The sequence below is a fragment of the Sinorhizobium americanum genome (assembly GCF_001651855.1).
GTDB lineage: Bacteria > Pseudomonadota > Alphaproteobacteria > Rhizobiales > Rhizobiaceae > Sinorhizobium > Sinorhizobium americanum.
On record NZ_LNQC01000056.1, the window covers coordinates 163,966 to 189,877 of the forward strand.

The 25,912-nt window shown below is 59.8% G+C and carries 40 protein-coding genes, 2 tRNA genes and 1 pseudogene; 19 read left to right on the forward strand and 24 right to left on the reverse strand.

Features of this window, described 5'->3' with window-relative positions; genetic code table 11:
* Window positions 1-125: 125 nt before the first annotated feature.
* A pseudogene (locus ATC00_RS16870) lies at window positions 126-1,662 on the forward strand (winged helix-turn-helix domain-containing protein).
* Between the two features lie 1,576 nt (window positions 1,663-3,238).
* Here the strand turns inward: ATC00_RS16870 and ATC00_RS16880 are convergent.
* Entirely contained in the window at window positions 3,239-4,573 is a 1,335-nt protein-coding gene (locus tag ATC00_RS16880) for a DUF6538 domain-containing protein (protein WP_064253649.1), read from the reverse strand.
* 169 nt (window positions 4,574-4,742) lie between these two features.
* Window positions 4,743-4,817: transfer RNA gene (locus ATC00_RS16885), tRNA-Asn, on the reverse strand.
* Window positions 4,818-4,958: 141 nt separating this feature from the next.
* Here ATC00_RS16885 and ATC00_RS16890 point away from each other — a divergent pair.
* Both ATC00_RS16890 and ATC00_RS16895 read left to right on the forward strand, forming a co-directional pair.
* Window positions 4,959-5,246 (forward strand): hypothetical protein, encoded by a 288-nt coding sequence (locus ATC00_RS16890; RefSeq protein ID WP_037383579.1) that lies wholly within the window; start codon window positions 4,959-4,961, stop codon window positions 5,244-5,246.
* A gap of 298 nt (window positions 5,247-5,544) precedes the next feature.
* Window positions 5,545-6,327 (forward strand): YrbL family protein, encoded by a 783-nt coding sequence (locus ATC00_RS16895; protein ID WP_064253650.1) that lies wholly within the window; start codon window positions 5,545-5,547, stop codon window positions 6,325-6,327.
* Between the two features lie 223 nt (window positions 6,328-6,550).
* Here ATC00_RS16895 and ATC00_RS16900 read toward each other — a convergent pair.
* From ATC00_RS16900 to ATC00_RS16970, 15 genes are all read right to left on the reverse strand, one after another.
* Window positions 6,551-6,624, reverse strand: a tRNA-Cys gene (locus tag ATC00_RS16900).
* A gap of 34 nt (window positions 6,625-6,658) precedes the next feature.
* Entirely contained in the window at window positions 6,659-7,945 is a 1,287-nt protein-coding gene (locus ATC00_RS16905) for a hypothetical protein (RefSeq protein ID WP_064253651.1), read from the reverse strand.
* Window positions 7,945-8,190, reverse strand: a complete 246-nt coding sequence (locus ATC00_RS16910) for a hypothetical protein (RefSeq protein ID WP_064253652.1) — start codon at window positions 8,188-8,190, stop codon at window positions 7,945-7,947. Before ATC00_RS16910 ends, ATC00_RS16905 begins: the two co-directional genes overlap by 1 nt.
* A 1-nt stretch (window position 8,191) precedes the next feature.
* Window positions 8,192-8,425 (reverse strand): hypothetical protein, encoded by a 234-nt coding sequence (locus tag ATC00_RS16915; protein ID WP_064253653.1) that lies wholly within the window; start codon window positions 8,423-8,425, stop codon window positions 8,192-8,194.
* Complete coding sequence (locus ATC00_RS32800) at window positions 8,422-8,877, reverse strand: hypothetical protein (RefSeq protein ID WP_082912387.1); 456 nt, start codon at window positions 8,875-8,877, stop codon at window positions 8,422-8,424. Before ATC00_RS32800 ends, ATC00_RS16915 begins: the two co-directional genes overlap by 4 nt.
* Window positions 8,874-9,263, reverse strand: a complete 390-nt coding sequence (locus ATC00_RS16925) for an HNH endonuclease (protein WP_064253654.1) — start codon at window positions 9,261-9,263, stop codon at window positions 8,874-8,876. The genes ATC00_RS32800 and ATC00_RS16925 overlap by 4 nt, the downstream gene beginning before the upstream one ends.
* Before the next feature lie 295 nt (window positions 9,264-9,558).
* Window positions 9,559-10,260: an ASCH domain-containing protein gene (locus tag ATC00_RS16930; RefSeq protein ID WP_064253655.1), complete on the reverse strand. Its 702-nt coding sequence runs from the start codon at window positions 10,258-10,260 to the stop codon at window positions 9,559-9,561.
* Window positions 10,260-10,943 (reverse strand): hypothetical protein, encoded by a 684-nt coding sequence (locus ATC00_RS16935; RefSeq protein ID WP_234782333.1) that lies wholly within the window; start codon window positions 10,941-10,943, stop codon window positions 10,260-10,262. Before ATC00_RS16935 ends, ATC00_RS16930 begins: the two co-directional genes overlap by 1 nt.
* On the reverse strand, window positions 10,940-11,146 hold the full coding sequence (locus ATC00_RS16940; RefSeq protein ID WP_064253656.1) for a hypothetical protein: 207 nt from the start codon (window positions 11,144-11,146) through the stop codon (window positions 10,940-10,942). Before ATC00_RS16940 ends, ATC00_RS16935 begins: the two co-directional genes overlap by 4 nt.
* Entirely contained in the window at window positions 11,143-11,664 is a 522-nt protein-coding gene (locus tag ATC00_RS16945; RefSeq protein WP_064253657.1) for a hypothetical protein, read from the reverse strand. Before ATC00_RS16945 ends, ATC00_RS16940 begins: the two co-directional genes overlap by 4 nt.
* A gap of 2 nt (window positions 11,665-11,666) precedes the next feature.
* Entirely contained in the window at window positions 11,667-12,641 is a 975-nt protein-coding gene (gene bet / locus ATC00_RS16950; RefSeq protein WP_064253658.1) for a phage recombination protein Bet, read from the reverse strand.
* A 2-nt stretch (window positions 12,642-12,643) separates the two neighbouring features.
* Window positions 12,644-13,174, reverse strand: a complete 531-nt coding sequence (locus ATC00_RS16955; protein ID WP_064253659.1) for a siphovirus Gp157 family protein — start codon at window positions 13,172-13,174, stop codon at window positions 12,644-12,646.
* Window position 13,175: 1 nt separating this feature from the next.
* Complete coding sequence (locus ATC00_RS16960) at window positions 13,176-13,388, reverse strand: hypothetical protein (RefSeq protein ID WP_064253660.1); 213 nt, start codon at window positions 13,386-13,388, stop codon at window positions 13,176-13,178.
* Entirely contained in the window at window positions 13,385-13,606 is a 222-nt protein-coding gene (locus ATC00_RS16965) for a hypothetical protein (RefSeq protein ID WP_064253661.1), read from the reverse strand. Before ATC00_RS16965 ends, ATC00_RS16960 begins: the two co-directional genes overlap by 4 nt.
* Window positions 13,603-13,830 (reverse strand): hypothetical protein, encoded by a 228-nt coding sequence (locus ATC00_RS16970; protein WP_064253662.1) that lies wholly within the window; start codon window positions 13,828-13,830, stop codon window positions 13,603-13,605. The genes ATC00_RS16965 and ATC00_RS16970 overlap by 4 nt, the downstream gene beginning before the upstream one ends.
* Before the next feature lie 484 nt (window positions 13,831-14,314).
* Between ATC00_RS16970 and ATC00_RS16975 the strand changes: the two genes are divergently transcribed.
* Window positions 14,315-14,677, forward strand: coding sequence for a hypothetical protein (locus ATC00_RS16975; protein WP_064253663.1), 363 nt, complete (start codon window positions 14,315-14,317; stop codon window positions 14,675-14,677).
* Here ATC00_RS16975 and ATC00_RS16980 read toward each other — a convergent pair.
* Window positions 14,667-15,353, reverse strand: a complete 687-nt coding sequence (locus ATC00_RS16980) for a S24 family peptidase (protein WP_064253664.1) — start codon at window positions 15,351-15,353, stop codon at window positions 14,667-14,669. The two genes, ATC00_RS16975 and ATC00_RS16980, sit on opposite strands and share 11 nt — an antisense overlap.
* 85 nt (window positions 15,354-15,438) lie before the next feature.
* Here ATC00_RS16980 and ATC00_RS32805 point away from each other — a divergent pair, with 85 nt between their 5' ends.
* Window positions 15,439-15,639, forward strand: coding sequence for a hypothetical protein (locus tag ATC00_RS32805; protein ID WP_064253665.1), 201 nt, complete (start codon window positions 15,439-15,441; stop codon window positions 15,637-15,639).
* A 2-nt stretch (window positions 15,640-15,641) separates the two neighbouring features.
* Here ATC00_RS32805 and ATC00_RS16990 read toward each other — a convergent pair whose 3' ends face one another.
* Window positions 15,642-15,902 carry a hypothetical protein gene (locus ATC00_RS16990; protein ID WP_064253666.1) on the reverse strand — a complete coding sequence of 87 codons (261 nt, stop codon included), beginning with the start codon at window positions 15,900-15,902 and terminating at the stop codon, window positions 15,642-15,644.
* A gap of 71 nt (window positions 15,903-15,973) precedes the next feature.
* On the opposite strand from ATC00_RS16990, the gene ATC00_RS16995 reads away from it, so the two are divergent.
* The 3 genes from ATC00_RS16995 to ATC00_RS33835 all read left to right on the forward strand — a co-directional run bounded on the left by ATC00_RS16995 (window position 15,974) and on the right by ATC00_RS33835 (window position 17,415).
* Window positions 15,974-16,774 (forward strand): DUF2312 domain-containing protein, encoded by an 801-nt coding sequence (locus tag ATC00_RS16995; RefSeq protein WP_064253667.1) that lies wholly within the window; start codon window positions 15,974-15,976, stop codon window positions 16,772-16,774.
* The gene (locus ATC00_RS17000) at window positions 16,775-17,140 is read left to right on the forward strand and encodes a hypothetical protein (protein ID WP_064253668.1); all 366 of its coding nucleotides are present in this window, start codon (window positions 16,775-16,777) and stop codon (window positions 17,138-17,140) included.
* A 143-nt stretch (window positions 17,141-17,283) separates the two neighbouring features.
* Window positions 17,284-17,415, forward strand: coding sequence for a hypothetical protein (locus ATC00_RS33835; protein ID WP_268801733.1), 132 nt, complete (start codon window positions 17,284-17,286; stop codon window positions 17,413-17,415).
* Window positions 17,416-17,440: 25 nt separating this feature from the next.
* On the opposite strand, the gene ATC00_RS33550 is transcribed toward ATC00_RS33835, so the two are convergent.
* Window positions 17,441-17,695: a hypothetical protein gene (locus tag ATC00_RS33550; RefSeq protein WP_064253669.1), complete on the reverse strand. Its 255-nt coding sequence runs from the start codon at window positions 17,693-17,695 to the stop codon at window positions 17,441-17,443.
* On the opposite strand from ATC00_RS33550, the gene ATC00_RS17010 reads away from it, so the two are divergent.
* Together ATC00_RS17010 and ATC00_RS17015 are read left to right on the forward strand one after the other, a co-directional pair.
* Complete coding sequence (locus ATC00_RS17010; protein WP_064253728.1) at window positions 17,682-18,140, forward strand: hypothetical protein; 459 nt, start codon at window positions 17,682-17,684, stop codon at window positions 18,138-18,140. The two genes, ATC00_RS33550 and ATC00_RS17010, sit on opposite strands and share 14 nt — an antisense overlap.
* A gap of 45 nt (window positions 18,141-18,185) precedes the next feature.
* A complete protein-coding gene (locus tag ATC00_RS17015; RefSeq protein ID WP_234782334.1) occupies window positions 18,186-18,746 on the forward strand; it encodes a GIY-YIG nuclease family protein in 561 nt (186 codons plus the stop codon).
* A gap of 23 nt (window positions 18,747-18,769) precedes the next feature.
* Here ATC00_RS17015 and ATC00_RS17020 read toward each other — a convergent pair whose 3' ends face one another.
* The gene (locus tag ATC00_RS17020; protein WP_064253670.1) at window positions 18,770-19,567 is read right to left on the reverse strand and encodes an HNH endonuclease; all 798 of its coding nucleotides are present in this window, start codon (window positions 19,565-19,567) and stop codon (window positions 18,770-18,772) included.
* Window positions 19,568-19,644: 77 nt separating this feature from the next.
* Between ATC00_RS17020 and ATC00_RS17025 the strand changes: the two genes are divergently transcribed.
* Complete coding sequence (locus tag ATC00_RS17025) at window positions 19,645-19,833, forward strand: hypothetical protein (protein ID WP_064253671.1); 189 nt, start codon at window positions 19,645-19,647, stop codon at window positions 19,831-19,833.
* A gap of 23 nt (window positions 19,834-19,856) precedes the next feature.
* Here ATC00_RS17025 and ATC00_RS17030 read toward each other — a convergent pair whose 3' ends face one another.
* The gene (locus ATC00_RS17030; RefSeq protein WP_064253672.1) at window positions 19,857-20,039 is read right to left on the reverse strand and encodes a hypothetical protein; all 183 of its coding nucleotides are present in this window, start codon (window positions 20,037-20,039) and stop codon (window positions 19,857-19,859) included.
* 68 nt (window positions 20,040-20,107) lie between these two features.
* Here ATC00_RS17030 and ATC00_RS17035 point away from each other — a divergent pair, with 68 nt between their 5' ends.
* Genes ATC00_RS17035 through nusG form a run of 8 tightly spaced genes read left to right on the forward strand, consistent with a single transcriptional unit; the run spans window position 20,108 to window position 24,467 of the window.
* On the forward strand, window positions 20,108-20,677 hold the full coding sequence (locus ATC00_RS17035) for an MT-A70 family methyltransferase (protein ID WP_234782335.1): 570 nt from the start codon (window positions 20,108-20,110) through the stop codon (window positions 20,675-20,677).
* Window positions 20,674-20,880, forward strand: a complete 207-nt coding sequence (locus ATC00_RS17040) for a hypothetical protein (RefSeq protein WP_064253673.1) — start codon at window positions 20,674-20,676, stop codon at window positions 20,878-20,880. The genes ATC00_RS17035 and ATC00_RS17040 overlap by 4 nt, the downstream gene beginning before the upstream one ends.
* Window positions 20,880-21,758: an adenine nucleotide alpha hydrolase family protein gene (locus tag ATC00_RS17045; RefSeq protein WP_064253674.1), complete on the forward strand. Its 879-nt coding sequence runs from the start codon at window positions 20,880-20,882 to the stop codon at window positions 21,756-21,758. The genes ATC00_RS17040 and ATC00_RS17045 overlap by 1 nt, the downstream gene beginning before the upstream one ends.
* Window positions 21,755-21,946 (forward strand): hypothetical protein, encoded by a 192-nt coding sequence (locus ATC00_RS17050; protein WP_064253675.1) that lies wholly within the window; start codon window positions 21,755-21,757, stop codon window positions 21,944-21,946. The genes ATC00_RS17045 and ATC00_RS17050 overlap by 4 nt, the downstream gene beginning before the upstream one ends.
* A 26-nt stretch (window positions 21,947-21,972) precedes the next feature.
* Window positions 21,973-22,692, forward strand: coding sequence for a DNA replication protein (locus ATC00_RS33555; RefSeq protein WP_234782340.1), 720 nt, complete (start codon window positions 21,973-21,975; stop codon window positions 22,690-22,692).
* The gene (locus ATC00_RS17060; protein WP_064253676.1) at window positions 22,634-23,413 is read left to right on the forward strand and encodes a hypothetical protein; all 780 of its coding nucleotides are present in this window, start codon (window positions 22,634-22,636) and stop codon (window positions 23,411-23,413) included. Before ATC00_RS33555 ends, ATC00_RS17060 begins: the two co-directional genes overlap by 59 nt.
* Window positions 23,410-23,847, forward strand: coding sequence for a GcrA family cell cycle regulator (locus ATC00_RS17065; RefSeq protein WP_064253677.1), 438 nt, complete (start codon window positions 23,410-23,412; stop codon window positions 23,845-23,847). The genes ATC00_RS17060 and ATC00_RS17065 overlap by 4 nt, the downstream gene beginning before the upstream one ends.
* Complete coding sequence (nusG, locus tag ATC00_RS17070) at window positions 23,844-24,467, forward strand: transcription termination/antitermination protein NusG (RefSeq protein WP_064253678.1); 624 nt, start codon at window positions 23,844-23,846, stop codon at window positions 24,465-24,467. The genes ATC00_RS17065 and nusG overlap by 4 nt, the downstream gene beginning before the upstream one ends.
* A 136-nt stretch (window positions 24,468-24,603) precedes the next feature.
* On the opposite strand, the gene ATC00_RS17075 is transcribed toward nusG, so the two are convergent.
* Window positions 24,604-24,897 carry a hypothetical protein gene (locus ATC00_RS17075; protein ID WP_064253679.1) on the reverse strand — a complete coding sequence of 98 codons (294 nt, stop codon included), beginning with the start codon at window positions 24,895-24,897 and terminating at the stop codon, window positions 24,604-24,606.
* A 96-nt stretch (window positions 24,898-24,993) separates the two neighbouring features.
* A complete protein-coding gene (locus ATC00_RS17080) occupies window positions 24,994-25,521 on the reverse strand; it encodes a hypothetical protein (protein ID WP_153045230.1) in 528 nt (175 codons plus the stop codon).
* Window positions 25,522-25,912: the final 391 nt, after the last annotated feature.

Genomic DNA, 25,912 nt, shown 5'->3' on the forward strand with positions numbered 1-25,912 from the left:
TTGTTCCTTTAAAGCTCGCCAAGGTGGAAACCGCACCATTTTGACGAGCAAATGTTGGGGCCGCTGACATCGCTCGGCCGATTGCCTCATTCCTATGGCCTTGTCTATAGACTATGGTTCCCGTCATGGTGGAGCCGTTCTATGCCTTTGGTGATTTCGTGCTTGAACCCAGCCGCGGCCTGCTGCAGCGGAGCGGTAACGCCGTCGCTATTGGCCAGCGCGGCCTTGCGCTCCTTCAGGCGCTGCTCGAGGCCCGAGGACAGGTCCTGTCCAAGCATGACCTGATGGAACGAGGCTGGCCGAATACAGTCGTCGAAGAAAGCAATCTTACCGTTCAGATTGCGGCCTTGCGCAAGGCGCTCGGCACGGCTCCCGACGGGCGGGAGTGGATCACGACGATCCCGCGCACAGGCTATCGATTTGTCACGTCTGCGGGGGGCGAGTGTTGCTGCCGATTTCATGCCGATCAGGCCAACGCTTGCGGTTCTGCCCTTCATCAATCTCGATGGCAGTCCCGACCAAGATTATTTCGCAGATGGCGTAGTGAACGACATCATTACGGCGCTCACCCGCTTCAGGAGCTTCGCAGCGGTCGCCCGGCATTCCTCGTCCGCGTACAAGGGGAGTTTTCCGGATGTGCGCCTGGTCGCCAAGGAACTCGGCGTCAGCTACCTCCTCCAAGGCACCGTCAGGCGGTCGGGTAATCGATTAAGGATCGCGGCGCAACTCGTCGACGGCGACAGTGGAATACACCTTTGGGCCCAGAGTTTCGACGGTGAAATTGGCGACCTGTTCGATTTCCAGGACCGGATAACCGAGAGTGTCGCGACTCTGGTCGAACCGCATATTCAGACCGCCGAGATCGAGCGATCGCGGCGGGAGCGGTCGGGAAGCATCGCCGCCTACGACGTCTATCTGCGGGCCCTGGCAAAAATCTCGACGGAGACCGAATTCGATAACGCCGAAGCGTACGCGCTCCTGCTGAAGGGGTTGGAGGCCGAACCTGACAACGCCCTCCTACTTTCCCATGCCGCCTGGGCTCTCGAACATAGGCACACGATGGGCTGGCCCCCGCTAGGTGAGGACGACGTGGGAGAATGCGCGGCGCTGGCGCGCCGAGGCCTCGAACACGCAGCGGGAGATGCTATAGTGATGGCGCATTGCGGCGTCGCGCTGTTGCAGACCGCCAAAGAGTACGATTGGGCGATGGCGGTCCTGCAATCTGCGGCGGAAGCCAACCCGAACAATCTAATGGTTGTCGTCAGAGCGGGCCTTGCACATCTTCATTGCGGCAGCCTTGAGGAGGCGCTCGCCCATTTCCAAAGGGCCAACCGGCTGAGCCCCGGCGATCGAGGCGCGCACTTCTCGCTCTGCGGGATCGCGGACGTGCACCTGATCCGCGGCGACTACGACGAAGCCACATCTTGGGCTGCTCGCGCACTCGCAAGCAACCCCAACTTTGACCCGACCCTCTGGGTGCTGATCGCTGCCAATGCGCATCTCGGCTGCATGGAGGAAGCACACCGCTATCTCCGCGCGCTTAAGCGGCTCACTCCGGCAGTTACAATCGTCCGCATCAAGGCAGGGCAGCCTGCCAAGGATCCGACGAGGATTGCCGCCTTGCTCGAAGGGCTGCGGAGGGCGGGCGTCGAGGAAGGCTGACAATTTAGAACGCTTCGGAATTTTTTCGAGGGCGATTCAAGACAGGAAGGGCGTCGTGATCGAGCCTATCCCCCACACGCGACTGACCGCGATGAGGACGGAGCAGATGCTTACGACGTTGACCATACTGTCCCGAGACCAAGGCAATATTTACGTTCCGCATCGCGGATATAATCGCGAGAAACAGTCCGAGTCACGAGATGCAGTCGTGAAACAAGCGAGCGGTCCGTGGCAACTCCGGAATTTCTCCATGGGCTTCCTGGGCCTTCCCAGGCGAAATCTGTTCCACATCTCCTCGGTGAAGGGTCCAGTCAAGGGCTTGTGACAGGCAAGCCTCGAAAGCTCGTCGCGACAGGCCGTCAAGATTTCGCGGGTCCATTCTCTGTGCGCAAGGAGGCGATTGCTCACGCGGCCCGCGGTCGAAGCAGTCCGGAGATAGTCTCCGTTATCTAGTCCGAACGTCGCACAGCATCTCGTCTGAATGGCGACCCTTTGATCACCGAACTGATCAGGATGGAGATTTTCTGCGGAACGGCCTCTATTAAGAGCATAGGGGGGCAAATGGGCGAAGCGTCTTCGACCAGCCCAATCGACCGTCGTTTGGCTGCTGTCGTCGTCGCGGACGTCGTCGGCTATTCCCGTATGATGGAGGCAGACGAGTCGGAAACATTACGTGCTCTCGCTGAAGCCCGCGAGGCCGTGGTCGAACCGCTTGTTCGGGAGTGCAGCGGCAGGATCGTCAAGCTCCTCGGCGATGGTCTGCTCCTCGAATTTGCGAGCGTCGTGCGAGCGGTCGACTGCTCGATCCGTATTCAGCGGCAGATGAGGGAAGCCAATGCCTCACTTCCGGACCTGCGAAGGATAGTCTTCCGAATAGGAATAAATCTCGGCGATATTGTCGGACGCCTTGCGCTATTCGGAAATTGCTCTTGCCATGAGCCCACGCGACATCAACGTGCAAGTCGCGAGGGGGATGGTTCTCTCCTATGCTGGCCGCCACGACGAAGGGCTCTCCCTCGTGCGGCGTGCATGCAGCTTCGAGCCATTGTTGCCGCCGACGTTCGTCTCCAGCTTGGGGGACTGCTGTTATCTGTCCCGCGAATTCGAATCGGCATTGGAGGCTTACCGATCGCTCATCGATCCTCCGCACTTCTTCCGACTGAACGAGGCGGCCTGTCTCGCCCAGCTCGGGAGGATCGAAGAGGCCAAGCAGGCTGCGCGCGAGTTACCCGCCGACTTCGATGCAGCATTGTACGCACTATTGACCGCGGAGATCTACAGCTTGGACGAGGATGCCGACCTTTGGACTGATGGATTGCGTGACGCTCAAGCGGCAACTCCGGCGACTTCGAGCAAAAGGAAGAGACCGTCAATAGCCAGCGTTGCAGCCGATCGGAAATCACAGGGGCCTGCCATTACTGCCGTCGTTCGTGTCGTCCTAGCCGAGCGTTCGATTCCAGGAAGCGATGCGCCTCGACGATCTGGTCGAAGGGAAAGGTCCCTGGCGATGACGGGCGATCTGAACGCTCTGCCGCTTCAGAACCAGATCGCTTTGATTTCCATCAGATTTCGGAGCTTAGTCCGTTTTGTCGCCCGGTGGCCACGTAAACGCTATTTCCTGCAGGAACTCCTGCCGCTGCTCCATGTCCGCGCCGTCGCCATATTTCGGCCGGCCGAACTCGTGCCCCATCAGATCGGCCTGCATCCGCTCGGAGCAGCCGGCGCTCTCGATGCGGTCCTGGAAGCTATGACGCAGCGAATAGATAACGTGATCGGCGCTGGGGAAGAGCTTAGCGTTCCGCATCACCTTGTTGATCAGCGCCGAGGCGTGATCGGCCTTGTCCTGGTAGCGTTTGAAACCTTCAGGGCGCTTTCTCATCGCCCATAGAGAGACGCCTACGAGCGGCACCCGCCTGATCGAATAATCGGTCTTTTGCCGCCGATCCTCGCGATCAGCGACCTCGACATGCGGAACCTCATCATCGAGCCGAATATCCTGCGGACGCAGATTGCAGACCTCACCTAAGCGCAGGCCTGTCTCCACCATTGCATAGACGATAAAACGCGCATCCTCGTTCATGTTATCGAGCGCACCTGGCGCCAGAATTTTCTCGCGGATCCAAGCGATGGGAAAGGGGGGGCGCTTCTTAAGCTTGGTCGCGTTAGTTTCCTTGATGCGTGCCCTTTCCCATGCCAAATGAAAATCGGTATGCAACGCATCGTCGATCACCGACAGCATACCCATAATGTCGCTGAAGCAGCGATTCGCGCTGTAGGCTGTCAGGCCCTCTCTAGCAATTTTGCTCGTCCACCACTCTCGGAGCCTCAGGACATCCCGCCTGCGAACCCCCGCCAACTCCACGTCGCCGAGCTCCTCGATCGCGTAACGAATTGCCCTCTTGCGCGAGGTTTTATGCTTTCGCAACTGATCCTTGGACATGCCCGTCAGGCCGGCGGCATTGTGCCGCTCGTAGAGCGTCCAAATATCGCTGAGGCGTGGTGAGGGCTCAACGACTACGCCCAAGACCGCCTCTACGATGGCCGGCTGGCTTGCGTGCCTCCTGGCGACAGTGAGTCGTTCGTGTAATTCGTCGAATGGCCCCGTCGCCAATTCGGTGACCGGCTTGTACGTATAACCGAGCGAGTGAACGATCTTAACCGCGGCCTCGTAGCGCGCGAAGGCGTTGTCATTTTCATTTCCGGCGAGGAGCGCGCGCCAGAAGTCCTCGGCTGCGTCATGCACCAGTTGTCCCCGCTCCAAGGCAGTCTTCAGGCTCTTTGTCTTCAGCGACTTCTTGATATGGGAGCGTTTGTCGAGATGAGCGACATCAGTCGGAACACGGCGGTAATATCGGTAGATGCCGCTTGCTGGGTGTTTCACAACGTAACGTGAAATATCATCCGAGCCCATCGAATGCCGCTTCTCCGCTGTCCTGTAGGTCAAAAAGTACCCAAAAAGTACCCAAAATGGCAAGTTCCAATCGAACTCTACGAGGTGCGGCTCGCGCACTTGTCTTGATAAGTCTTTGAAGGTGAAAAGAAAAAGGCCTGCACCATTAGAAGTGCAGGCCTTTTGAAACTGGCTCCCCGGGCCGGATTCGAACCGGCGACCTATCGATTAACAGTCGAGTGCTCTACCGCTGAGCTACCAGGGAACATCTGCGCCGCAGAAGTGAGGCTGCTAATACAAATGCTTTTCCGATTTGCCAAGCGATTTTTCAAAAAAAATCTCGGGCCGCGGTTGTCACCCTGTGGAGAAGGCACCAACTGTTGGGAAGTTGGTTTAAAGAGGCATAATGGCAAACGGCGGCAAGAAGAGATATTTCGGCATCGATCCGCAAACGCATCAAATCGTGCTCGGCAGGTGGCGAATCCGGCTGCCCCACTCGCCGGCCCTGCGCATCTTGATCGGCTCGCTGCTCGTCGTTTGTGGTCTGCTCGGTTTTCTTCCGGTTCTCGGATTCTGGATGGTGCCGCTCGGGCTGCTCGTTCTGTCGCATGACATACCTGCGGTGCGCCGCGCCCGCCGCAAGCTTGCCGTCTGGTGGGCGCGTCGACGCGGAACGGAGAATTCCGGGAAGTAGAGCCGGCCGGAACTCAGTGACGCTTGCTTCCACCCACGTCGTTTAACGCATTCCGACACTTCCGTGATGCACCAGGCACGGGCGGTGGCTTGTCACTTACGCTGAGATCAACGGCGCCAGGTTACGGCGGCCGCCGCTTGCAACCGTGGTGGCTCCGATTCTGCGCTGTTACCGTGGCAGGACTGCAACTGCCATATACTATGTAAGGTAGAGATAACGCCTAGAGGCACGCTTCTCTTGAATTTTCCCCACGGACACAGTCTTGTTACAAAACTGTCATAATCCGGGGCTCAGAAAAATGTTCGACGACAGGATCGAACTTTCTAATTGGCGTGAATGCGCCGCTGGCCATCAGCGCAGCATCTTCGAGAATCGGCTCTATCCGAGTGTTCTCATCAAGGTTCTGAAGCTGGGCTCCAGAGAAGCAAGCGGCGCGCGTATCTCAAAGAGAGCGTTCCTCAACCGGTTCAAGCGTTTCGGGGCCTATCGAACGTTTCGGCGTGAAGTTGACGAGTTCCTCGAACAGGCGAGAAAGTTCTCCCTCGCAGACGGTATCGAACTGCCGATACCGAAGATATTCGGCTTTGCTCAGACCGAGCACGGCCTGGGCCTCGTGGTGGAAAAAATCACCAGGCGCGATGGGCAGCTCGCGCCCACCCTCGCTCAACTGGCGTTTTCGGGGCAGCTCACCGCCAGGCATCTCACGATGGTCGACGAAATCTTCGAGCGGTTTCGCCGCCTGCACATCGTCATGATGGATGTAAATCCGGGCAATTTCGTCGTTACCGATCGCCGTGGTGACGATGAACTCATCTGCGTTGACGGTACGGGAGAGAAGAGTTTCCTGCGCATTTTCGCTCTCTCTCGCCCCGCGAACGACATCAAGCTCAGGCGGATGCGCCTGAAACTGCTGACGAAGCTGGCGAGAATATTGGAGCATCCCGCCGCGGTACCTGGAGACAAATCTGTCTACGCCGCACTGACGCGCCACTCAAAGCCGACCGGCCGCTATCTGCGCTTGTCAACTGCCTCGCCGCATCCGGCGCTCTTGGCGGCGCTCTTGTCGAGCGTACCGGTCTAATCGGCTCAACAGGTAGAGACTTCGGGGCCGCTTCGCGCCAAGCCTAGCCTATAGGGCCCGGCAGGCGAAAGACGCGGCGATTTAATTTTGGGTCGCGGCTCGACGACCCATAAACAACGACGTGAGCTGTGGGAAAGCCGGGAGCAGATTGCTACCAGCTAAGGGCGTTGCGCCGGATCGAGCACCTGATCGCGTGGCGTAGAATCGATAATTGAGTGTCTAATGGAGGCCTCGCCCGGAATTGAACCGGGGTACAAGGATTTGCAGTCCTCTGCGTCACCACTCCGCCACGAGGCCTCTCGTGCTCGGAAAATCGAGCGATGGCGGGCGTTTAGCCCTTCCGATCCGATTTTGCAATAGCGGATTTCTGAAAAACGTCCTTGGCCATTTCTGAAATTGCGTTTTCGGACTGTTCTTCCACAGCCTTGCCAGAAGTCGCCCCCATGCGCTTTTTCGTGGCTTCCAGAACGCGCTTTTCCGTCTCCTTGGCGTAGCCTCGATAGGCCTTCGCCGTCTTGTGCTTCGACAGCACCCGGCCTTGACCTTCGGTCAGGCCCATCTCTTCCAACTCGGTCATGCCGCCATGCCGGCATTTATCCAGGCTGAAGCCTTCGATCCCGAGTTTATCTCCCATCTCCCTGACCTCGTGCGCCAGGTACGTCCCGTCGCCGAAGAGCTGGCCGTTCTTCTTGCACACGATCGACGTGCCGTAGCGGGGTGTCTGCCCCAGGACCTCTTCGGCGTCCTGGTAGAGCATCACCGTCGTGCCGTCCTCCTCGGTGAATTCCAGCGGGTGCGAGGCGGATTCCCCGTTCTTCCTGTGTTTGATCTGGATCTTGTCCGGATCCGAAGGGCCGCGATAGCCGCTCCAGGCGGCATAGCCGGCGCCGATCGACGACGGGCGCATCAGCCACTCGAAGGCGAGCACCGCGGCGGCCGCCAACTCTCCCCGTCCTTCCTTGATTGCTCCCTTGGCAAACTCGTAGACCGTCTCACGGTCGACATGTCCCTTCACGGCCTTTTCCCGCTTCTTCACCGTGACGCCTTCCCAGGGGTTCGGCGTGTCCTTGCGGAACAGGTCAGGATGATGCGGCTGCATGCGCTTCCACATGGCCTTGCAGTACGTGATGACCTTCTCCGATGTCCGTGCCGCGCCTTCGCCGTGGAACGCGTGATAGAGCTTCTCCGCCGTGCTGACGCCGATCTGATTGATCTTGGCATCGCCGAAACGGAATAGCGGGCCGGTCGCGCCGGCCTTAATCTTCATGTCGCAGACGCGGTCCAGCACCCGGCGGTAATCCGGCCGGCTGAATTCCGCGACGCGCTCGAGAAAGCTGTCATGCTTGAGATACGCGTTCACCAGCCACTCAACCGTGCCGTATCTCGTCAGGTCAGGCTCTTGGAAGGGATTGCGCTCTTTGCGCCACTCGTCCAGACGCTCATTCCAGACGGCCGCCGCCTCGTTCAATTCCTTCTGCGATAGGTCGTGCCCGAGCGTGGCGGAGGTGTAGGGTGCGCCGGCTTTGCGAAAGGCGGTCGGGCAGGTCCAGAAATAGGAGATCGAGCCGTTCTGTTTGCGCTTGAACGAGGTGTAGCGCGGCATGGACACCGGAACCATTAAAGTGCCTCCGGGTCTCCGCCGGCGGCCGCGGCCTCGGGATTGATCACCTTGTCTAGGTCGGTCTTCCGCCATGCCCGGAATTTGCCCTTGCCCGTGCCCATGTCGATAAAGGGTAGGGGCCAAATGGTCCCGACCCGGCTCATAAAGGCATCGACTGTCTTCTCGCCAGCATAAGCGGCGGCGAGCTCGTCGCGTAAGACGGCCGGCCAGCATCCTGTGGGAATGACAGCGTGCTTGGTCATCTTATCCCCGATTTCCAATAGCGCCATCTGGCGGGGCGAGGGCGTTGTCGATCAAGTCGAGCACTTCGTCTTCAAACTCGGCATGGTCCTTGGCGATCGTCAGAGCGTTGATCAGCTTCCCGACTAACGCCATCGTTTCCATGCGGGTCATCGTCGGGCCGACGAGTTCTTCCGCGCGAGCGCGGATGTCCGCCGGCAGCTCGTAAAATTGGATGGTGGCTTCGGTGTAGGTCATGGCTTGGCATCATTCTCAGGAGCGGGCAGAAGGCCTTGCGACGTCGTGCGCTCGTAAATGGTCTCGCCGGTCGGAAGCAGGATCTGCCCGAGGAAAGCGGCGTCGAATGATAGGATGCCGGTCTCGATCGCTGTCAACTGCCCTTTGATCCAATCGCGAAGGATCGACCAGACAGCAATCTGACCTTTCTCGAGTGCGCGCCGCTCGTGCTCGGCCTTGCTCATCCGCATCCGGCTAGAATACGGGTTCTCCTTCAGCCAGGCGGCCGCGTAGCCTTTCGCGTTGGCCTCGACCTGCACCATCCGGCCGCGATACTCGAACTGGATGATGACCTTGCCCTCGGCGAAATCTTCCATAGGGGCGAACTTCGAGCATCCGAAAGCCTGGATGGTCTTGCGGATATCGTCCATCGCCGAACGGCCGGACGTGCTGTTGGAGTAGGGAAGGCTCATCGGCTGACGACCTCCCCCGTGCGGCGGTCAACAACCGTGCCGTCCATGCAGCGCTTGAAGCGCGGGTGGGAGAGGCTGGATTTCGGTTTGGTGATGCCGAGGTGCTTCTTCCGAACCTTGGCGATCTTGGATTTCACCTTCATCTCGACGGCCGTCTTGCGGCGGTGCGGCTCGCGCAGTGCAGGGAAGAGATTGCTCTCCCGGTGCTCGCCGCCAAGGATCAGCGCAACCTTGTGCTCGACGTCCCATTCATCCCGGATCGGATCGATCTTCCGGCCGGTCAAATAGCAGATGCCGCCCTCTCGATCGAAGACGCGCATCCGGACACGCGGCGGGACCTTCTGGTCGTCGTTTCTTCCGATCCATTCTTCCACCGAGCGAGCCATCACGCACGCCCCCAGCAATGAATTCTCGATCTTGCGATCGACGCAGGAACCTTGTTGGTCAAACGCCGTTGAGCATTCAACAGGCGCGAAGGAGCGCTGCGATGGACTTTAAAATGATGATGCACATCCATGCACGGATGGGCCCTTGCGGAACGGAAAATCCTCCGTATCTCCGTAACCGGTCGGCGATTAAGCAGACCGATAAGTCGAAAACATCTTCCGGTGAGGGCGCGAACGTCGGTAGCAACCGAAAAGGTGAAAAGGCGCCCGATCAGACTTGAGAGAGCTGAATTCATCATGCTCTCCCCGTCAGCTTGCGCGTCCGCTGCAAGGCGTCGAGCTGCTTGTTGGTGGTTTCTATCGAGGACGCTGCAGGGCGCGATTCGGTCCGCTCGCTGTCGACCTGGTCGATGTTCTGCTTGATGACCGTGAAAGTGTAGGCGGCAACCCAAGGGTTAGCGTCCCACGCGCCGGCCCCGTTGATCTGGTCCCAGAGCCATGCATACCAGCCGATCGGATAGGCGTCCTTGATCTCGGCGATGCCGGTTCTCGCGCGCTGCTCAGGGGCCGGCCACCCTTCTGCGGCGGCATCGTCTTCGCTGATATCCTGCAACCGCTCGACGCGAACGTCGGTGACGATCAGCGTCAGGCGCGAATCCTGCCGGCGCATGAAGATCGACGAACGCCAGCGAGAAAGCTCCGGTTGCACGTCATCGGCGCGGTAGTAGACCAGCTTGGTAAGGTCCGGGCAGGCCATGTGATCATCGCCGTTGTCGCCAACGCGAGCGTGCGTTTCTTTGACCCATAAGCGGTCTCCAACATAAGCCTTCACGACCATTGGTGTTGCAGCGCCTGGCACTGTCTCATCCCACCAGTCGCCGTTTTCCAAATAGGGCGCGGTTGGCTGCGGCTTGATGAGACGCCGCGTCTGCGTCTTGCGGCCGGCGAGGAGCGACTGAACCATCGGACCGGAGAAGAGGATAGGGCGATCAGCCATCACGCGGCTCCCTTCGTTGATTTGGCGTAGGCCTCGAACGCTTCGCGATCGCCGTTGCAGCAGGTGTAGTAGGCGTTCGTCGGGCCGATCTTGTGATGGCTGTCCATGCGGAAGTGCGCCGGGCCAATCTGCATGCCCGGGAAGCGGAAGGCGACCATGATTTGAGCCCTGTGCCAGAAGCGCGAGCCCCAGGATCGCGTCAGGTAGGCGTGGTGGCCTCGGAACTTGTCTTCGTCGTCGCAGAATTCGGCATCGGGGAACCGCTGACGGACGATAGCCTTGAAATCGTCGATGGCGGCCGCTTCCTCCTCTTGGCGTCGGGCTTCCTTCTTCATGCGCCGCCACTTGCAGCGCGCGCAGCAATAGACAGCACCGTGCATCGTTCCGACGACGCCGGAGACGGGAAGACGATGCTCCGTCTCCAGATCTTCGTCTATGGTGATGCCGCAGCCGCTGCATTCGAAGCGCCAGCCATGATCGACGGAAACCTTTGCCGGGACGCCCTTTCCGGCAAATGCGTCGGCCCACGGCGCGCGGCGGCACTGGACATACGACAGCTCGCCGTCGCTATACTCGGCAGCGCCGGCCTTGGCGGCGACGATGGAGCGGTTTGCGAAATAGATGTCTCCGGTGAACTCGTCCTTTTCGAGCACTGCATAGGCCTTGAGGGGCATCGCGTTCATGCCGCACCGCCTTTCGCCGGCCAGATTGTTACGGTCTCGCCGTGCTCAAGCGCTTCGCGAACCAGCCAGACTATCTCCTCGTCGGTCTCGAACGGCGCATGGGTTCGGCAAAGGTGGCCGTCGTCATCGCGGGTTTCCGCCTGCCAACCGGCCTTGCGCACATCTTCGGACGTCTGAAGGTTGACAGGGAACGGGTTCTTCATGCTGCGGCTCCCGCATTTCGTTGACTTGTGCCGCGCTCGACGCCGATCAGATCGTCGAGGAAGTCGAGGACAGCCGTTTTGCTTTCCTGAAATTCCTGCTTGCCCATGGCCTTCATCGACTGGCTTTTCGCCACGTACCGGGTGACCGTCGCCTCTTTGACGTCAACGACCGAGAAGGCGTCGATCGGCCGGATGAACGCAGCCATGCGCGCCGCCTCTGCTTTCGAGCTGCAGACGATCGTGTGAGCGTCGCAGTAGCCGGTCCGGATCAGCGCATAGGCGCGTAGGTGCTCGGCGGATTCGGCGAACGGCAGCCCGGAATAGTGCTCCGGCAGATTGCGCCAGGTGTCGGCGACGGCGGCGAAATAATGCCGGTGCGAATTCATGCTCCGGTCGTTGTGGTCGGCGAGCGTATAGAACTCGCCGACCACGAAGCGCTTGTCGCACTCGCGGGCCCAGTGCCGGTTCGCCGGCTCAAAGGCCTCGCCGTTCCATTGAAGAAGGACAGGGCCGCCCATGGTCAGCCCGCCGCCAACGGTTGCTTGAGAAGCTCGGCGTCGGACGGCCCCTTCGCCACCGGCCGGCTCGGCTTACGCGCGATTGCCGCCTCGATTTCCTTCTTGAGTGCGAGCGCGTCGCCCGGCTGCAGAGCCCAGAAGCGCTTCAGCGGCTCTCGGTTCGCGTCCTGCCACTTCGCCACGGTCTCAGGCGTCGATTCCTTGATGAAGCGCATCACCTCGTCGGCGAACTTCCCGACCGGAACGTTTTCGAGCGCCCAGTTGTCGCCCCAGGTGACGGTGATGGAGTTGTCGGCGCCGATCGCGCGCATCCGGTTGTCTTCGCGCTCCCTGAGGACGATTTCAGAGGCGGTGAGGTCGAGAACCTTGGCGCGGTCCAGTTCGGCTTCGTCATAGAGACCGGTGAACTGCTCGGGCCAGCCGGCGCGCAGCGCCTGCATTTCGGCGCACTTGGCGATCATCAGGCGCGGCATACGCGCCCAGTTGCCGCTATCGTCGAGTGTCTGATTGCCGGTCTTGTAGTTCTTGCCGGTCTGCTCGTTCTTCGCCCACTCCTCCTTGATCGGAGCGAACTCGTCCCAGAAGGACTGCCCGGCGACTTCGTACCATTCGCCAGACTTCGGATCCTGCTTCCACAGGAAGACAGTCGCGGAAACGATGCCGTGCGGGTTCAGCGGACCTTTCAGCCCCGGATCGAACTCATAGGACGGGGGCTTGCTCGCCGGCCGGTAATCGCCGCAGCGCTGCGCGATAACGCGCTGGCCGTCGCGGCTGATGATGATGGTCATGTTGCGCTTCTCGGCATTGTTCTTCGAGAAGACCATCGGGATGATCTGTTTCAGGAACGGGTCGAGGCGCTTGGCCTTCGCGACTTCCATGTAGAGGTTGAATTCTTCGTCATTGCAGTCCTTCGCAATGGTCTGCTTGACCAAAGTGATCTGCTTGGACGTCAGGTCGAACGTGGTGATAGAATTCATGGTCACTTCCTCCGGACCGTGAGAGAGAACGAGCCGTTGTCGAGCGTGGCGCCGGGAATGGTGGCGCCGCCTTCGCGCAGATCGGCGGTGAGAGCTTTCTTGTCGAGCTTCGGCGCGGGGCGCGGCTGCTCAACCCAGTATTTGGCCGGTATGTCGGCTTCATCGGTGACGATCAGGCCGGCGGCGCGCTTGGTGAGCGACAGCGTTGCCGTCGGCAGCTTAAGTGAGGTCTGATCGGTGGCGAGCATCGCCTGCTCGATCAGGGTGCGGATGCGCTCGGCGCGCTTCTCGACAGCCTTGCGGCGCGCCTCGAACTCGGCTTCCTTGGCTTTGAGCCCAATCACGAGAACATCGCATTCGTCGAGTTCCGCGATTGCCTCTTCGATGGCCTCCATGAGGTTCGTTTCGCCTTCGATGGTGTCGGCGACCAGTTCGGCGTCGTCATCGGCGCCTCGGTTGCGGAGATCGGCCAGAAGGGCCTTTGCCGCCTCGGTCTGACGGCGGATGCTGTGTTCGATTGCTGGTGCGGTCATGTCAGACGCTCCTGGCTTTGACGATTTGAAGGTGGACCTGTTCCGTCTTCCAGAAGCCGACGGCGAGCACGCCGAGAAAAGTCGCGAGGAAGATCAGGAACAGAGCAGTAGTGTAGGTTGCTCGGTTGAACTGCTTGAGCGCAGTCAGGTCCGGCTCGGGCTTGACGCAGCGGTTGCAGGAGCAGCCGAAAGCGGCGGCGGGGCACTCTTTCATTCTGCCGCCTCCAATCGCGCCCCATGCGATATCCGCACGCGGTTCTCGTATTCGCGCTGATCGATGTAGAAGCCCTCGCCGAAGCCGGAGGCGCGCAAGATCGCGCAGGCATCAAGGATCGCACGGTTATAAGCTTCGTCCTCGGCGGAGAACGAGCCGCCTCCGAGCGCTTCAATCTCGCGGTACAGTTCGTGCAGCTTCACGCGGCGCGGGGTCATGCGGCGCTCCTTTCGGCGGCAATTGAAAGAGGGAAATCAGGGAAGGCAGACCAGCGCTCGAAGCCTTCGACGGTCGTGCCGGGGAAGGCGGCGGCTTCCTCGATCGCAGCTTCTTCCGAACGGAAGATCAGAGCGTCGTCGACCTCGTAGGAGAAGAAGCCCTCATCGGTCAGGACGCGGCCAACCTCGTCTTCAATGCGGTAGCGGGTAACCATCGTGCCCATGTCCAAACCCCTTCGGCAGGAAGTTGCCGTGTCGATAGGAGGACTATAGGAAAAAGCCTATTTACATGTCAATAGGAAAAATAGGAATTAGCCTATACGCGATCGGTTTTTCTCTGGAAGAGGCTGGCGTGAACGTTTCCGAGGCGGACTGTCCAGATAACGAAATGTTATCCAAGTACGGAAAAAGTGACCGTTCGATTCAGGCACAAAAGCTGTGCCGCGTTGAGCCGAAATCGCCGGAAACTTGAGTATTCCCTAAACTACGTTCCAGAGAACCCTAGAAAAGTGCCGGCGGATAAGCAGTGGATTGTTAGAAAGCTGTCTTAAAGGTTGAGGCGCTCGGCGCTCGGTCGCGGAAAGTATGACAGTTCTGTGACAACCCACAAATATTCCCTTAAAGAAATACTTCTGTCGGAACATGCAACTGCTGCGTTAACGTGCAGGGCGTACCCAAAATCGGTAAGCTGTTGCAGCGAGGCGCAAAATGCATGAGCTATTTAATCCGAACCTTCCGCCCGAAGCTCTCCTGTCTGGTCGCTTCCGCATCCATGCGGTGAAATCCGACGCGATGGAGCCGGCGCTCCGCGGAGGGCGCGATTATGCGCTTCTCGCACCGGTAACTGCATATCAGGGAGAGGGGACCTACCTCATCGACGACGGCCTCTCGCTCGACCTCTACCGCGTTACCAACACGCTGGAGAAATGCGGCGCCCTTTGTCTGTCCAGGGAAAACCCACGCTACGGATCGAAGACGATCGGCAGGGATGATTTCAACGAAAGAGTTGTCGGCATCGTCGTGGCCGATATCAAAGTGCGAAACGAGCGGTTTCTCGCAGCTAGACGGTGAAGCGGCCGATGTAGCGACCCACGATGTGGATCTCGTCGAGAGTGAACTCGCGCTCCGAATGGCGCGGGTTATCGGAGATTATCTTCACGGTCACCGTCTCGGCGCCAGGACGCGATGTCACCTCGAGGCGCTTCACGACGACTCCGCCAAATTCATCTGCAAGCGCGTAGACGCCATCCGGTGATGGCACTCGATGACGCGTATCGATGAATACTACGTCGCCGTCACCAATGGTAGGTGACATAGAGTCCCCCTGCGCCGGGAAGGCGGCAACGTGAGCCGCCTTTACGCCCATCCTCGCCAGCATCCACTCGGGAAGGCGCCAGTGATCGCGGACGACTTCTTTCGCGAAGGTGATGCCGTTCCGGCTGGTTTGCTCGAGAGCACTGAAACCGCCGGCGCCGAGGCCTGCGACCAGGTCAATCTCGGGAATGTCTTTGCTCTTGTCATCGGTAGACCGGCCGTCGCTACGTTCAGGAGCTCCCAAATCGCCTTCCGGCAAGTCCAGGATCTCCGAGAGGCGTGAGCGGACATCCTCTTTGAGCTTGGCCGGAATGTTCCTCTCCATGAACTGCTGCATGTAGGCGGCGTTCTTCCCAAGCTCCAGCGAGACCTCTTTGTAATTCAGGCCTCGCTCCTGCATCCGCTTCAGAATCGTTCGTCTCACCTGGTCCATGAAAAAATCACTGGCATAGGAATTGACAGGAAGCGAATAGGAATGTACCTATCATTATAGTGATAGTCCTATTAGGAATTGGGCGGTGTCCGAACTCGAAGCTTTCAAGACCACGGTGGAAACCTTCATCGCCGATCGGAACATGACGCCGACGCAGTTCGGCAAGCAGTTCGCAGGCGATCCGCTTTTCGTCTTCCAGCTGAGAGACGGGCGCGAACCGAGGACGCAGACGCGCGAGCGCATCCTGCAGGCGATGGAAGCTTCTGAACAGGAGAATGCGGCATGACGTCACTTCTCCTCAAGCGCCCGCAGGTCGCGGCACATTTGCCAGATGACGTCCTTCGGCATCCTCAGGCGAACGGCAATGACCGCCTTCTCAACGCCATCGCCGTTTCGGGAGAGGGTGGCGAACGTCAATCGGATGATCCCGTCGACTTCCTCGATCTCGGTGACGATGTCGCTGAACAGCGCCGGAGCGCCGTGATCGAAGATCGGTGCGACACCGTCCGGCCCTCCCTTGAACCGGGTTTTGCCGACCGTCTGCTTCATGCTGGTTCCCCCTCTGTTGGCTGGCGTGCTCGGCGCGCTTCGATCGACGAGATGAATGCGAGGGCGGCGCGATGACTTCCGACGCTCAGATCAAAGCTTTCATCGACCGCATCCTTCGCTTGAAGGAAGAGCAAGACACGATCGGCGAAGACATCCGCGACATCTACGCGGAAGCCAAGAGCATGGGCTTCGACAAGACCGCCATGGGCAACGTCGTCGCGCACCTCCGCAAGGTGTCGAAGAAGGGCCATGACACCGTTGCGGAGCAGGGCGCCATCTTCGATCTGTACCTGGCTGCATACGAGGGTCATGCGCCTGCGCCCGCCCGCGCACGAGAAAACATTGAGAAATTTGACCGCGAAGCACGCGCCAAGCGCCGCACTTCCGAAGCTATGGATGACAACAAAGCATTCTCTGCCGAGTTGGCTGCAGCTGGCCTGATCTCGGAAGAGGCGCACGCAGAACACGTCGCACTCTCCGATGCCGTCGCCAGGAAGTACGGGGCAGGAGTCGTCGACCACGAGACCGGCGAAATCCTCGACGATCAGCCCCGTTCCGACGGTGGCCTGAACATCGTCACCAAGCACACCGAAATCGCCTCGTCCCCTCAAGGCGAAACCGCATCCCCCAGCGCTGAGGTGGAAGCCGCCAGCGCCAACGCAGGAGGCGAAGATGTAGACCGCAGCGCGGAGCGCGCCACCGCCGCACGTAACGAAGCGGATGCCACCGTCACTCCGGCATCCGCTTTCACCGCCAAGCCCAGAAGCGCACTCCGGCCGAACTGCCGGAACCCTGAAGCATGCGCCGGATATGGCGACAAGCATTGTCATGCCTGCACCGTTGCGAAGCGCCAGCAAGAGGAAGTCGCCTAAATGTTCAACGCCTTTGTCCGCCTCTCCAAAGCTGAAGACGCCATGGCGCAGCGCGCGATTGAAAAGGGCGTCGGTCTCGATCGCGCCCACGTATCGCGCATAGAGCTTTCGCAGATGGTCGCCGACTTCGCCGCCAAGAAAGGCGTCCGCCGGTTCGATCAAGGCGAATCCGGCTCCTACGAAGGCGTGCAGCACTTCCTTCTCTCCCGCGGCTACGAGCTGCGCCGCCGCGTCCACAAGTTCGAACTGAAGAAGGTCGGAACGGGCGGCCGCGCGAAGAGCATGGACTGGGGCAGCGTCCTCGACTTCGTCGACCAGCTGCGCGTCGGCGAGGGCAAGGAAACGCTCAAGAGGAGGGCTGCCTGATGCCACTGATGTTCTTCCTGTTACCGGTGTTCCCAATGTTCCCGTTCGTCGCCGTGCTGGCGGCTTGGGAAGACATATGGGGGTCGAAGCAATGAACGCGCTGGATCTCGGCAACGACGAGCGGATCAAGAAGGGGGTCCCCCATGTCTAGTTCTCTTTCGGTCACCATTGCCACCACCGGCGCGACTATCTGGCTTCTGCTGTTGCTGATGCCGTTTCTGTCCCGGTTCATCGCCCATGAATTCCGCCGCCGCGGATACACGGCAAAGGATTGAGCGCTTTCACCTCCTCCCGAGGCGCTCAACGCTGGTCCCGGTCCTCCTCCTCCCGATCGGGGCCAGCAACTCTCAACCTGATGCGCTTGTTCGCCAGGTTCATGACCACGGCTCGAACAGCGACACCCAAGGGGATGGGAGCCGGCGACGACGAGGTCACGTCGCCGGCTGTAGGGGCGGACGTTGCGGCGGAGCCCCTACGAAGCGGAAAGACTTGGGAGGGACCGGCAGCCGTTGGCGCGGTCCGGTCCTCTCCCTCGGAAGTAATGCCTGTGCGCATGCGCTTCTCCTTCACAAGAGAAACGATCTCACAGGAGACTCACAAGGTGCTGGAATTCAGAAACACGACCTTGTCCAAACGTGACAAGGCGAAAAGGAATAAGGCAATGTCCGATGTTTCTTATGCGCAAAATCTTTTCAGAGAAGCATTTCCAGAGAAGCGCTACGGCAGTGTCAAGAACCTGTTGTTTGAAGCTCAGCGTTTCATCTCCAAACACGTACGGAAAGACTTCACCCATCGTCGTGCGCGTTCGATCTGGGAAGGATCGGCCCGCCGCATCGACGCTGAAGAAATGGACGCGCTGCGGATCGCAGCAATCGAGGAGAGCAAGCGTGAACAACGAGAAATCCGTGCCCGTCTGGCTGTCCTGGATGCGAAGCTTGCCGCTGTCCGTGCGGCTGAAGCTCGCTCGCCGGTGGCAGCGCATCGCAAACGAGCGCGCTGACTGGGTCGAGTACATCGCTCCTGAACTGAAGGACGAGGACAGCCAATGAGCATCTATGTTCTCCGATCAGACAATCTCGTGAAGATCGGTTTCACCGACGATCTCCGGGCCCGAGTTCAGGCGATTGTTGCAGCTGTGCCGGTACCCGTGGAGTTCGTCGGGCATATGCCGGGAGGCAGGGAAGTCGAAGCGCATCTTCACGGCGTCTTCGCTCAATCGCTCTTCGCGAGGGAATGGTTCGTAGAGACGCCGGCTATGCGGTCGCTGTTCGAAACCATCCTCATCCCGAACCTACCTGAAGTCGCCACTCAAAAGCAGCGCAAGCGGACAGCTCAGACAGAAGCGCAGGCGGAACTCTCCACACGGGTCAGAGACGCTGCGGAACAGCGCTGGCCCCGGCTTAGCAAGGCCGAACGCGTTGAAGCTCTCGCCGCTGATCTTGGTTGGAACCGAGGCAGGGCCAAGGATCTCTACTACGCCGATCCCCGCGTTTCTTTAAGGGATTTTGAGCGCGCGGAACTCGATGTGTGGTTCGCGCGGCGCTTGGAATACGCCATCGCGCCTGAGCTGCGTGAGGAAGAAGGCGAGAAGGAACAGGATCAATGATGGTTTCAATGCCCCAGCGGCAACTAGGCCTCGATCGCCTTCATGCTGAGCAGGAGTTTGCCGTTGTACTCCGCGCCGTCGGCGCCCGAATGAACTCGACGATGGCAGTTCGGGCAGAGCGCGATGACGAAGCGCGGGTCGTCCGGCCCGCCGTCGGTGAGCCGGCGAATGTGGTGGGGCTCGAGGTAGGGCACACCGTTAGTCCGGAGGAACGGCGCCGATTGAGTGCACCCTTCACAATGTCCTTTGGCACGGGCAACGACATAGTCGCGAACGTCGCGGCTGCGTTCGAATACGGTGGCCGTCGACTTAGCCTTGCCAGGAGCAGGGGTGGCAGCCGCGAATGCACGTTTGCGCAGCTCTGCGAGGTTGTCGGTGGCCGGGAGGATATCGTCGACGACGGTGGTCACATTGTCGATTGGGCGAAGCTCAAAAACGAAAGCGTCCCGCATGTTCCCCGCTCGATCTGGCGCGCGGCGTGTCTGGTAACCCTCGCAGATCATTTCGCCCTCAAATTCCACGCCGTTCGGCAGAATTTTGAAGAGCAGAATGCTCTTTCCATTGACGGCCTGTTCCGCGATCGCGCGGTTGCCCTTCTGCATGACCATGTCGCCGATCTGGCCTTCACCGAAATACTCGAAGACGCCGTCGTCGCGCCACCGGTCGCTATAACCGTGTGCCTCACCTTCCTCGCCGGTGAAAATGACGATGACGGCATGCTCCGCGGGCGTGACGATCCCGCCGCGCTGCTGACCGTTAAACCTGCCATGTATATCTGCCCGGCGATTGTAGATCCGGCCCCGCTCAAAACCCCAAGACATTCTTTCCCCCGTCGCTCGATTGAGCGAGTTTTCGCATCTTCGGGTTGCGTCAGGGTTAATGTGGCGAGGGCGCGCGCATGACCATCTCGCACGCCACAATCATCGAATGGGCCGAAGCCCAGAAGCGCCAGAAGTTCACTTGGCTGGAAGATCACGGCCCGCGCTCCAAGCGCCCCCGTCCTGAGACTGAAGCCGAAAACAAGCTGCGCGACATCGCCATGCTCGACGCCGTCATTGCCATCTGCAAGGCGAGGGTGGCTGCATGAGAGCGGGAAGGGCAGGTACGACCTCAGTTGGTCATCCTCTGCGGGATCTCCTCGCCGGGCAGCGGACTGATGTCGGGGGCCTCGTCCGGGCCTACGTCGGGCTCTGGCTCTTCGATCGGTGGCTCCGGCAGATCTGGCGGCACATCCGGCGGCATGTCTGGCGGGAATTCAGGGTCATTGGGCTTCGGAATCGGCGTCCTAGGCATTCAGGCCTCCTCTTTGATGGCGCAACCGATACTGGGCCGTGTTTGTTCCAGGAGCCGGGAGGTGAGGCGTGACCGATTGGTTCTTCGACCCGCTTCTCCCGCTCCATTACGAGATGATCGTCATCGATATCCCGTGGCCGTTCGATCTCTACAGCGACGCCGGCGCGAAAAAGTCTGCGTCTGCTCAGTATGAGACCATGACGACCGAGCAGATCCTCGACCTGCCAGTCGGGCAGCTCGCGAGCATGGATTGCTTGATTTACTCATGGGCGACCGCGCCGCATCTCCCGCTCGCCATCGAGTGCCTGAAGGCATGGGGCTTCGAATACAAGAGCTTCATGACCTGGCGGAAGACGACGGCAGCCGGCAAGGTTCGCATGGGAACCGGCTACCGTGTCCGCACGACCGGCGAGATCGTGCTTGTCGGCACGCTCGGCAACCCGAAGCAATCCCATGTGCCGCCGACCATCTTCGACGGCGTGGCGCGCGAGCACAGCCGCAAGCCAGATGAGTTCTATGACCTCTGCGATCGGGTGATGCCGCACGCGCGGCGCGCTGACGTATTCGCTCGAGAGAGCCGCGCCGGCTGGCATGCGTTCGGGAACCAGGCGACCAAATTCGATGAGGTGGCTGCATGATCCCGCTCAGCCACGCTGACAAGCGTCTATCTCGCTCGGCCGCCATGAGCGGCAAGATGGATGAACGCCAGGCACTCGCTGCCATCATCCTCTGGAATTCAGGTCATTTCGACACATTCGACATCGCCCAGGTGCTCTCCTGCGGAGAAGACGCCGTGTGCCGGACCCTGCACGCTGCACGTCATGTAGGGAAGGGCGGTTGATGGCCGTGAACGCTTACTTCATCGAAGGCCCAGCGCTGATCTCGTTCTCTGGCGGGCGCACCTCGGCATACATGCTCTATCAGATCCTGCAGGCGCATGGCGGGAAGCTGGCGGATGATGTGATTGTCTGCTTCGCCAATACCGGCAAGGAACGTGAGGAAACTCTTCGCTTCGTCTACGAATGCGGCTCTCGTTGGAACGTCAAAATCCATTGGGTCGAATGGCGGCGGGGAAAGCCAATATACGAAGAAGTCGGCTTCAACAGCGCCAGCCGCAACGGCGAGCCCTTTGCTGATCTGATCGCGTGGAAACAGCGCCTCCCTAACGGTTTCGAGCGATGGTGCACCGAGTTCCTCAAAGTCAAGGTCATGTTCTCCTTGGTCGAAGACAAACTCAGTCTGAAACCGGGAGAGTTTACCGAGGTCATAGGACTTCGGGACGATGAGGGGATTCGCATCTTTCGCGGCCTTGAGGCTGCCGAGAAACACGGCCGCCGTGTTGCTTACCCGCTGGCCCGTTCGAAGGTCCGTAAACCTGACATCTGGAAATTCTGGCTTGGCGAGAATCGAGACCCGAAACGCCTCACGCATCCGTTGCCGCAAGGGTTCGACTTAGGTCTCTACCCGTGGGAGGGGAACTGCACCCTATGCTTCCAGAAAGGGAAAGGCATCCGAAAGCGGATCATCCGCGACAACCCTTCGGAGGCGCCATGGTGGATTTACCAAGAAGCCAGCCAGAACGGTTGGTTCGATAAGCGCGATCTCGTCGCGGAATTGGTCGCCCAGGTCCGAGCCAACCCCAGCTTTTTCGATGCCGACGACGACATGGATTACGACGTCGAGTGCGGCCTTCATTGCCCCTCGGAGGTAGCAGCATGACACTCGAAGACGCAGCCGACGCCGTCCGAGCCTACATCAAGGAGAAGGGCTATGAAGGTGGCCGCTACCGATCCGAATGGCTGGACATTGTCGATGAAGCCGTAACCGAGATCCGCGTGGAATTGGCGAACGGTCCAGTCGTCTTCGGGAAAGCTCCTGTTTGGGGTGAGCAGGAGGCGGTTGAGTGAGCATAATCGCCACCGCTTTGAAGCACATGCTCGCCGCCGGCATGGATCACGATGCGATTGTCGCTGCCGTCGCCGAGATGGAACGCGACATCGCGCCGGCCGTCGACCATGCTGCGGATAAGCGGCGGGAGTGGGATCGCGAACGGAAGCGGAAACAGCGGAATTCCTCTTTGTCCGGTGGAAGTCCGGTGGAAACGGGTGGAAATCAGGTGGACGCGGAAATCCTTTCCGCCCCTGAGGTTCCCCCCCACACCCCCCTTCCTAACCCCTCCAATCCTATTCCCCCTTCGCCCCCTAAAGGGGGCTCTTCCCCCGCCGAAGTCGATCAGGTCGTCACGGCTTTTTCGGACATGGCTCGCCAGGCCGGTCTTTCGGTGCCCAAGGCCATCACGGCTTCTCGCCGTCGGTCGCTGCTGCTGCGGATCGAGGAACACGGCTTGCCGGCCGTCCTCGACGCCATCGAGCGCATTGGCCGCAGCCGCTTCTGCCGCGGCGAGAACGATCGAGGATGGCGCGCCGATCTCGACTTCCTCTGCCAGCCGAAGAGCTTCGTATCGATCCTCGAAGGCAAATACGACGATCGGCCATCGCATCCGCAGCAAGCGCCACCGCGCCCCCAGAGCCCCTCCATGCAGCGCCACCACGAAATCCACTCAAGGCTGAAACGAGAACTCTACGGTGAACCAGATGACGAATTTGCCGGCACGACTGTCGACCTTGCAGCAGGAGATTTCCGCTCTCACTGAGAAGCTCGGCCCGGCCAGTGCCGACGAGATCGGCCAGTGCATCGAAGGCCTCATGAGCGGCGGCATGCGGGTCTCCGAAAGCATCACCGCGGCGAACCCCGTCGAGGAATACCGCCTCTCGCTGCGGAACGTCCCGGTCTACGGCCTGCGCCGAGCCTACGTGAAGCTCAAGCGCGGCGAATACGAAAACATCAACCTGGCCTTCATCCCGCTGCCGGCGGAACTGGCGGCCATGGCGAATGCCGAGTGCCGAATCCTGCGTGAGGACCGCATCCGCAAGCAGGAGACGCTTCGCGCGATCGAGGACAGCGTGAGCAGGACGTTGCCGAGCGCTCATGGTCTGATGGACTTGCGTGTCACCCAGCGCGAGCGCGCCAACGAACTGGCGGCCAAAGGCTTCTATCTGGTCGCCCAGGGCGTCGATCATCAGGAGTTCGCGACGCTAGCCAGGTCGAGGGAACTGCCGGCCGGCTCAATCCTCCTTTGGGCCATCGACGAGGTCTGGTCGCCGATCGCGGTCCGCGTGAACCGGAGCGCCATGCACACGCGCCTGAAGGTCCAAGCAGCCGAACCGATATCGCCTGAGCGGGCCGACGAGATCGCCCGCATGTTGGCGCTTCCCGATGCTCGCGAGGTCAGCGCCGAGCAGATGGCTTACCGCCGCAAGGCGCAGGAGGACATTGACGCCGTAGAGCCAGTGGAAGAGGAGCGCGCAGCATGACCACGCATGACCCGGCATTCATCGAAGCAGCCGCGAAGCTTTGGAGGGACGGACTGTCAGCCTCGAAAATCGCCAAGGCTCTCGGCGGCAGCCGCAACGTTTTCGTCGGAATTGCCTACCGCAACCGGGACTTGTTTCCGAAACGGACGAAGCGAAAGCTACAAGTTAGGGCGCCGGCGCCACGCGTTCGTAAATCGCTGCAATTGCCCGCGCCCGCGTCGGCGTCTGCTGCGATCGAGGTCGGAATTTCGGCCATGGCGGACGGCGCCGAGCGGCTGCCTACCTCAAAGCAGCTTCATGAACTGAAGGCCGGTCAGTGCTGCTGGCCAATCAATAATGGCGGTCCGTATCTGTTCTGTGCAGCGGAAACGACAGGCCGCTACTGCAGCAACCACGCGGCAAGGTCCTTGAAGAAGAACGAGGTGCAGGAATGAGAAGATCACGTTGGTATGCAATCAGGGTTGCGCCAGGTTACCAGCGCATGGCCGCCGCCGACGATCGGCTGCCGGAAAGCCGGCGCATGGAGTCGATCATCGAGCGGAACTGCCGCAAGGATGGCTTCGACATCTTCATGCCCTCGTTCTACGCCGAACTGAAACACCACAGGACGAACAAGCTCATCCAGAAGCGCTTTCCATTCCTGGTCGGTTATGCCTTCGTGAACCTGCCCAGGTTGAACTTCGAGGAGTTGCGCCGCGTCGACGGTGTGGTGTGCTTCCTCCGCGGCGGAGCTGGCGGCCATGGTCCGCTCGAATTTCCAGACGGCATGATCGAGGCGCTGTACTTCGCCGAGCATGAGCGTCGGCAGACCTTCCTCTATGAGCAGCATTGCCGGAAAGAGAACGAGCGCCAGGGGCGGGTCGAGCACCTCAGGGGCCAGCTCCGAAAAATACTGCCGAAGGGCAGAAAAGCGCGCGCCTCGATGGTCGGGCAAGCCGAGAGAGCTATAGATTCTCTGAGCCCTCAGATCAAAGAGCGCGTGCAGAATATAATCAGTGAATTGAAAGCGCTCACCAGCGATGTTGATGTTGAAAATCTCCGGGAGGCCGTATAGATTTCCTGCAGTGATTTGCGGTTGTACAGTTGCGGACCTCACGTAGGGAACACTCGCCGGACCGCTGCCGAAAGTTCACCCTCGGCGCATAGGAGAAATGCGCCTTTTTCTCGGCTCTCAGGTGCCTCCGCTTCTATCATCGATTCTGTTGAACCAGGCCTGGCGCGCCACCTTGCACGCCTTTCGCGTTGACGATGTAAGGTGTTTTGCCGCCACGATTTGGCCTGCCGCGCATGGAACGTTTTATGGCTTTGATCGCTAACTGTGCCTGATGACGTTTGAGCTTGTAAGTGAAGTATCGCGTCCCCGTCGATCGCGACATCAGCAATTCGATGCGCCTGATTAGCTCTTTGATCCTCTCGATTTTGGCTTTCTTTCGCCCGTTTTCGACTCTGAGTTTGGGGCTGGCCCGGTATTTCTTCCTGCTCATCAGATCTCCCTGAGATGCACATAGGTGACGCGAGCAAAGTCAAGAGCGGCCACCCATCGACCGCCGTCTATGCGGTAGGGTGGTCGCCTTTCCGGTTCAAAAAGCAAGCAACGTCTCGGATAGTTTTTTGCCTGAATCTATAGCTGCACGCCAGATTGTGATTTCACCCTCAATCAGATCGGCTTTTTCGGCAGGCGTGTAAGTGTCGTAGTCCCCAATCTCTGCTCGCTTGATGGTCAGGTAGACAGCATTGACCATGCCATAGAAGAGCACGAGTTCCTTGGTTATTGGGCCGAGGCTGCCGATGCTTGAAAGGTTCGCTGTGTAGATCGGGAATTGACCCTGATTGCGCTCTTCCTCTGCGAGGAATCCACGCAATTGAACGTCCATCCCAGACCGAGCTTGTCGTGCCATGTGTTCGGCCATCCGAATCTTGCCCCGACGCTCGGTAATCTCAAGGAAGGACTTGATCTCGGCGCCAAGGGCGAAGGCCAATGATCGCCGTCGCGCGGCGATATCGGCATTTCTTGATCTGGTCTGCGCCAAATAGCTTGCTGTCGCGCCAATGATGCTGCCTAGCAGCCCCGACAGGCCGGTTATGATTTGGGGCCAGTAATCTGCCATCTGATCCACCGTGATCACTGCACCGATCGATGTCACGACCAGAGGCATCTGTCGCACAAAGGGTTCTTGGGGTCCGTTGCTTCCCACGAGGGCATCGGGTTCTGACAGTGGATGCAAATTGTGCCTGACCGCTGTCGGTCGGCAACACCCCAGGATCTTAACCAGGTGTCCTGGGCCTTCTCTCGCAGTTTAATGGCATTGTCGCGGCGCTTAAACTCTGCCGCGCGTTCTTCATCCGTAAAGCCGCTCATCCCATCCTCCATGATACAACCGTTGGAGGATTACTCAGCGGGCCAATGTAAGCAAGTGGTGAATTGATACGCCCTCAACCACGGGCAGCAATGTTCGAGGACAGCGTTTCGCCATCGTTCGCACCCGGGCTGGGAGCGCG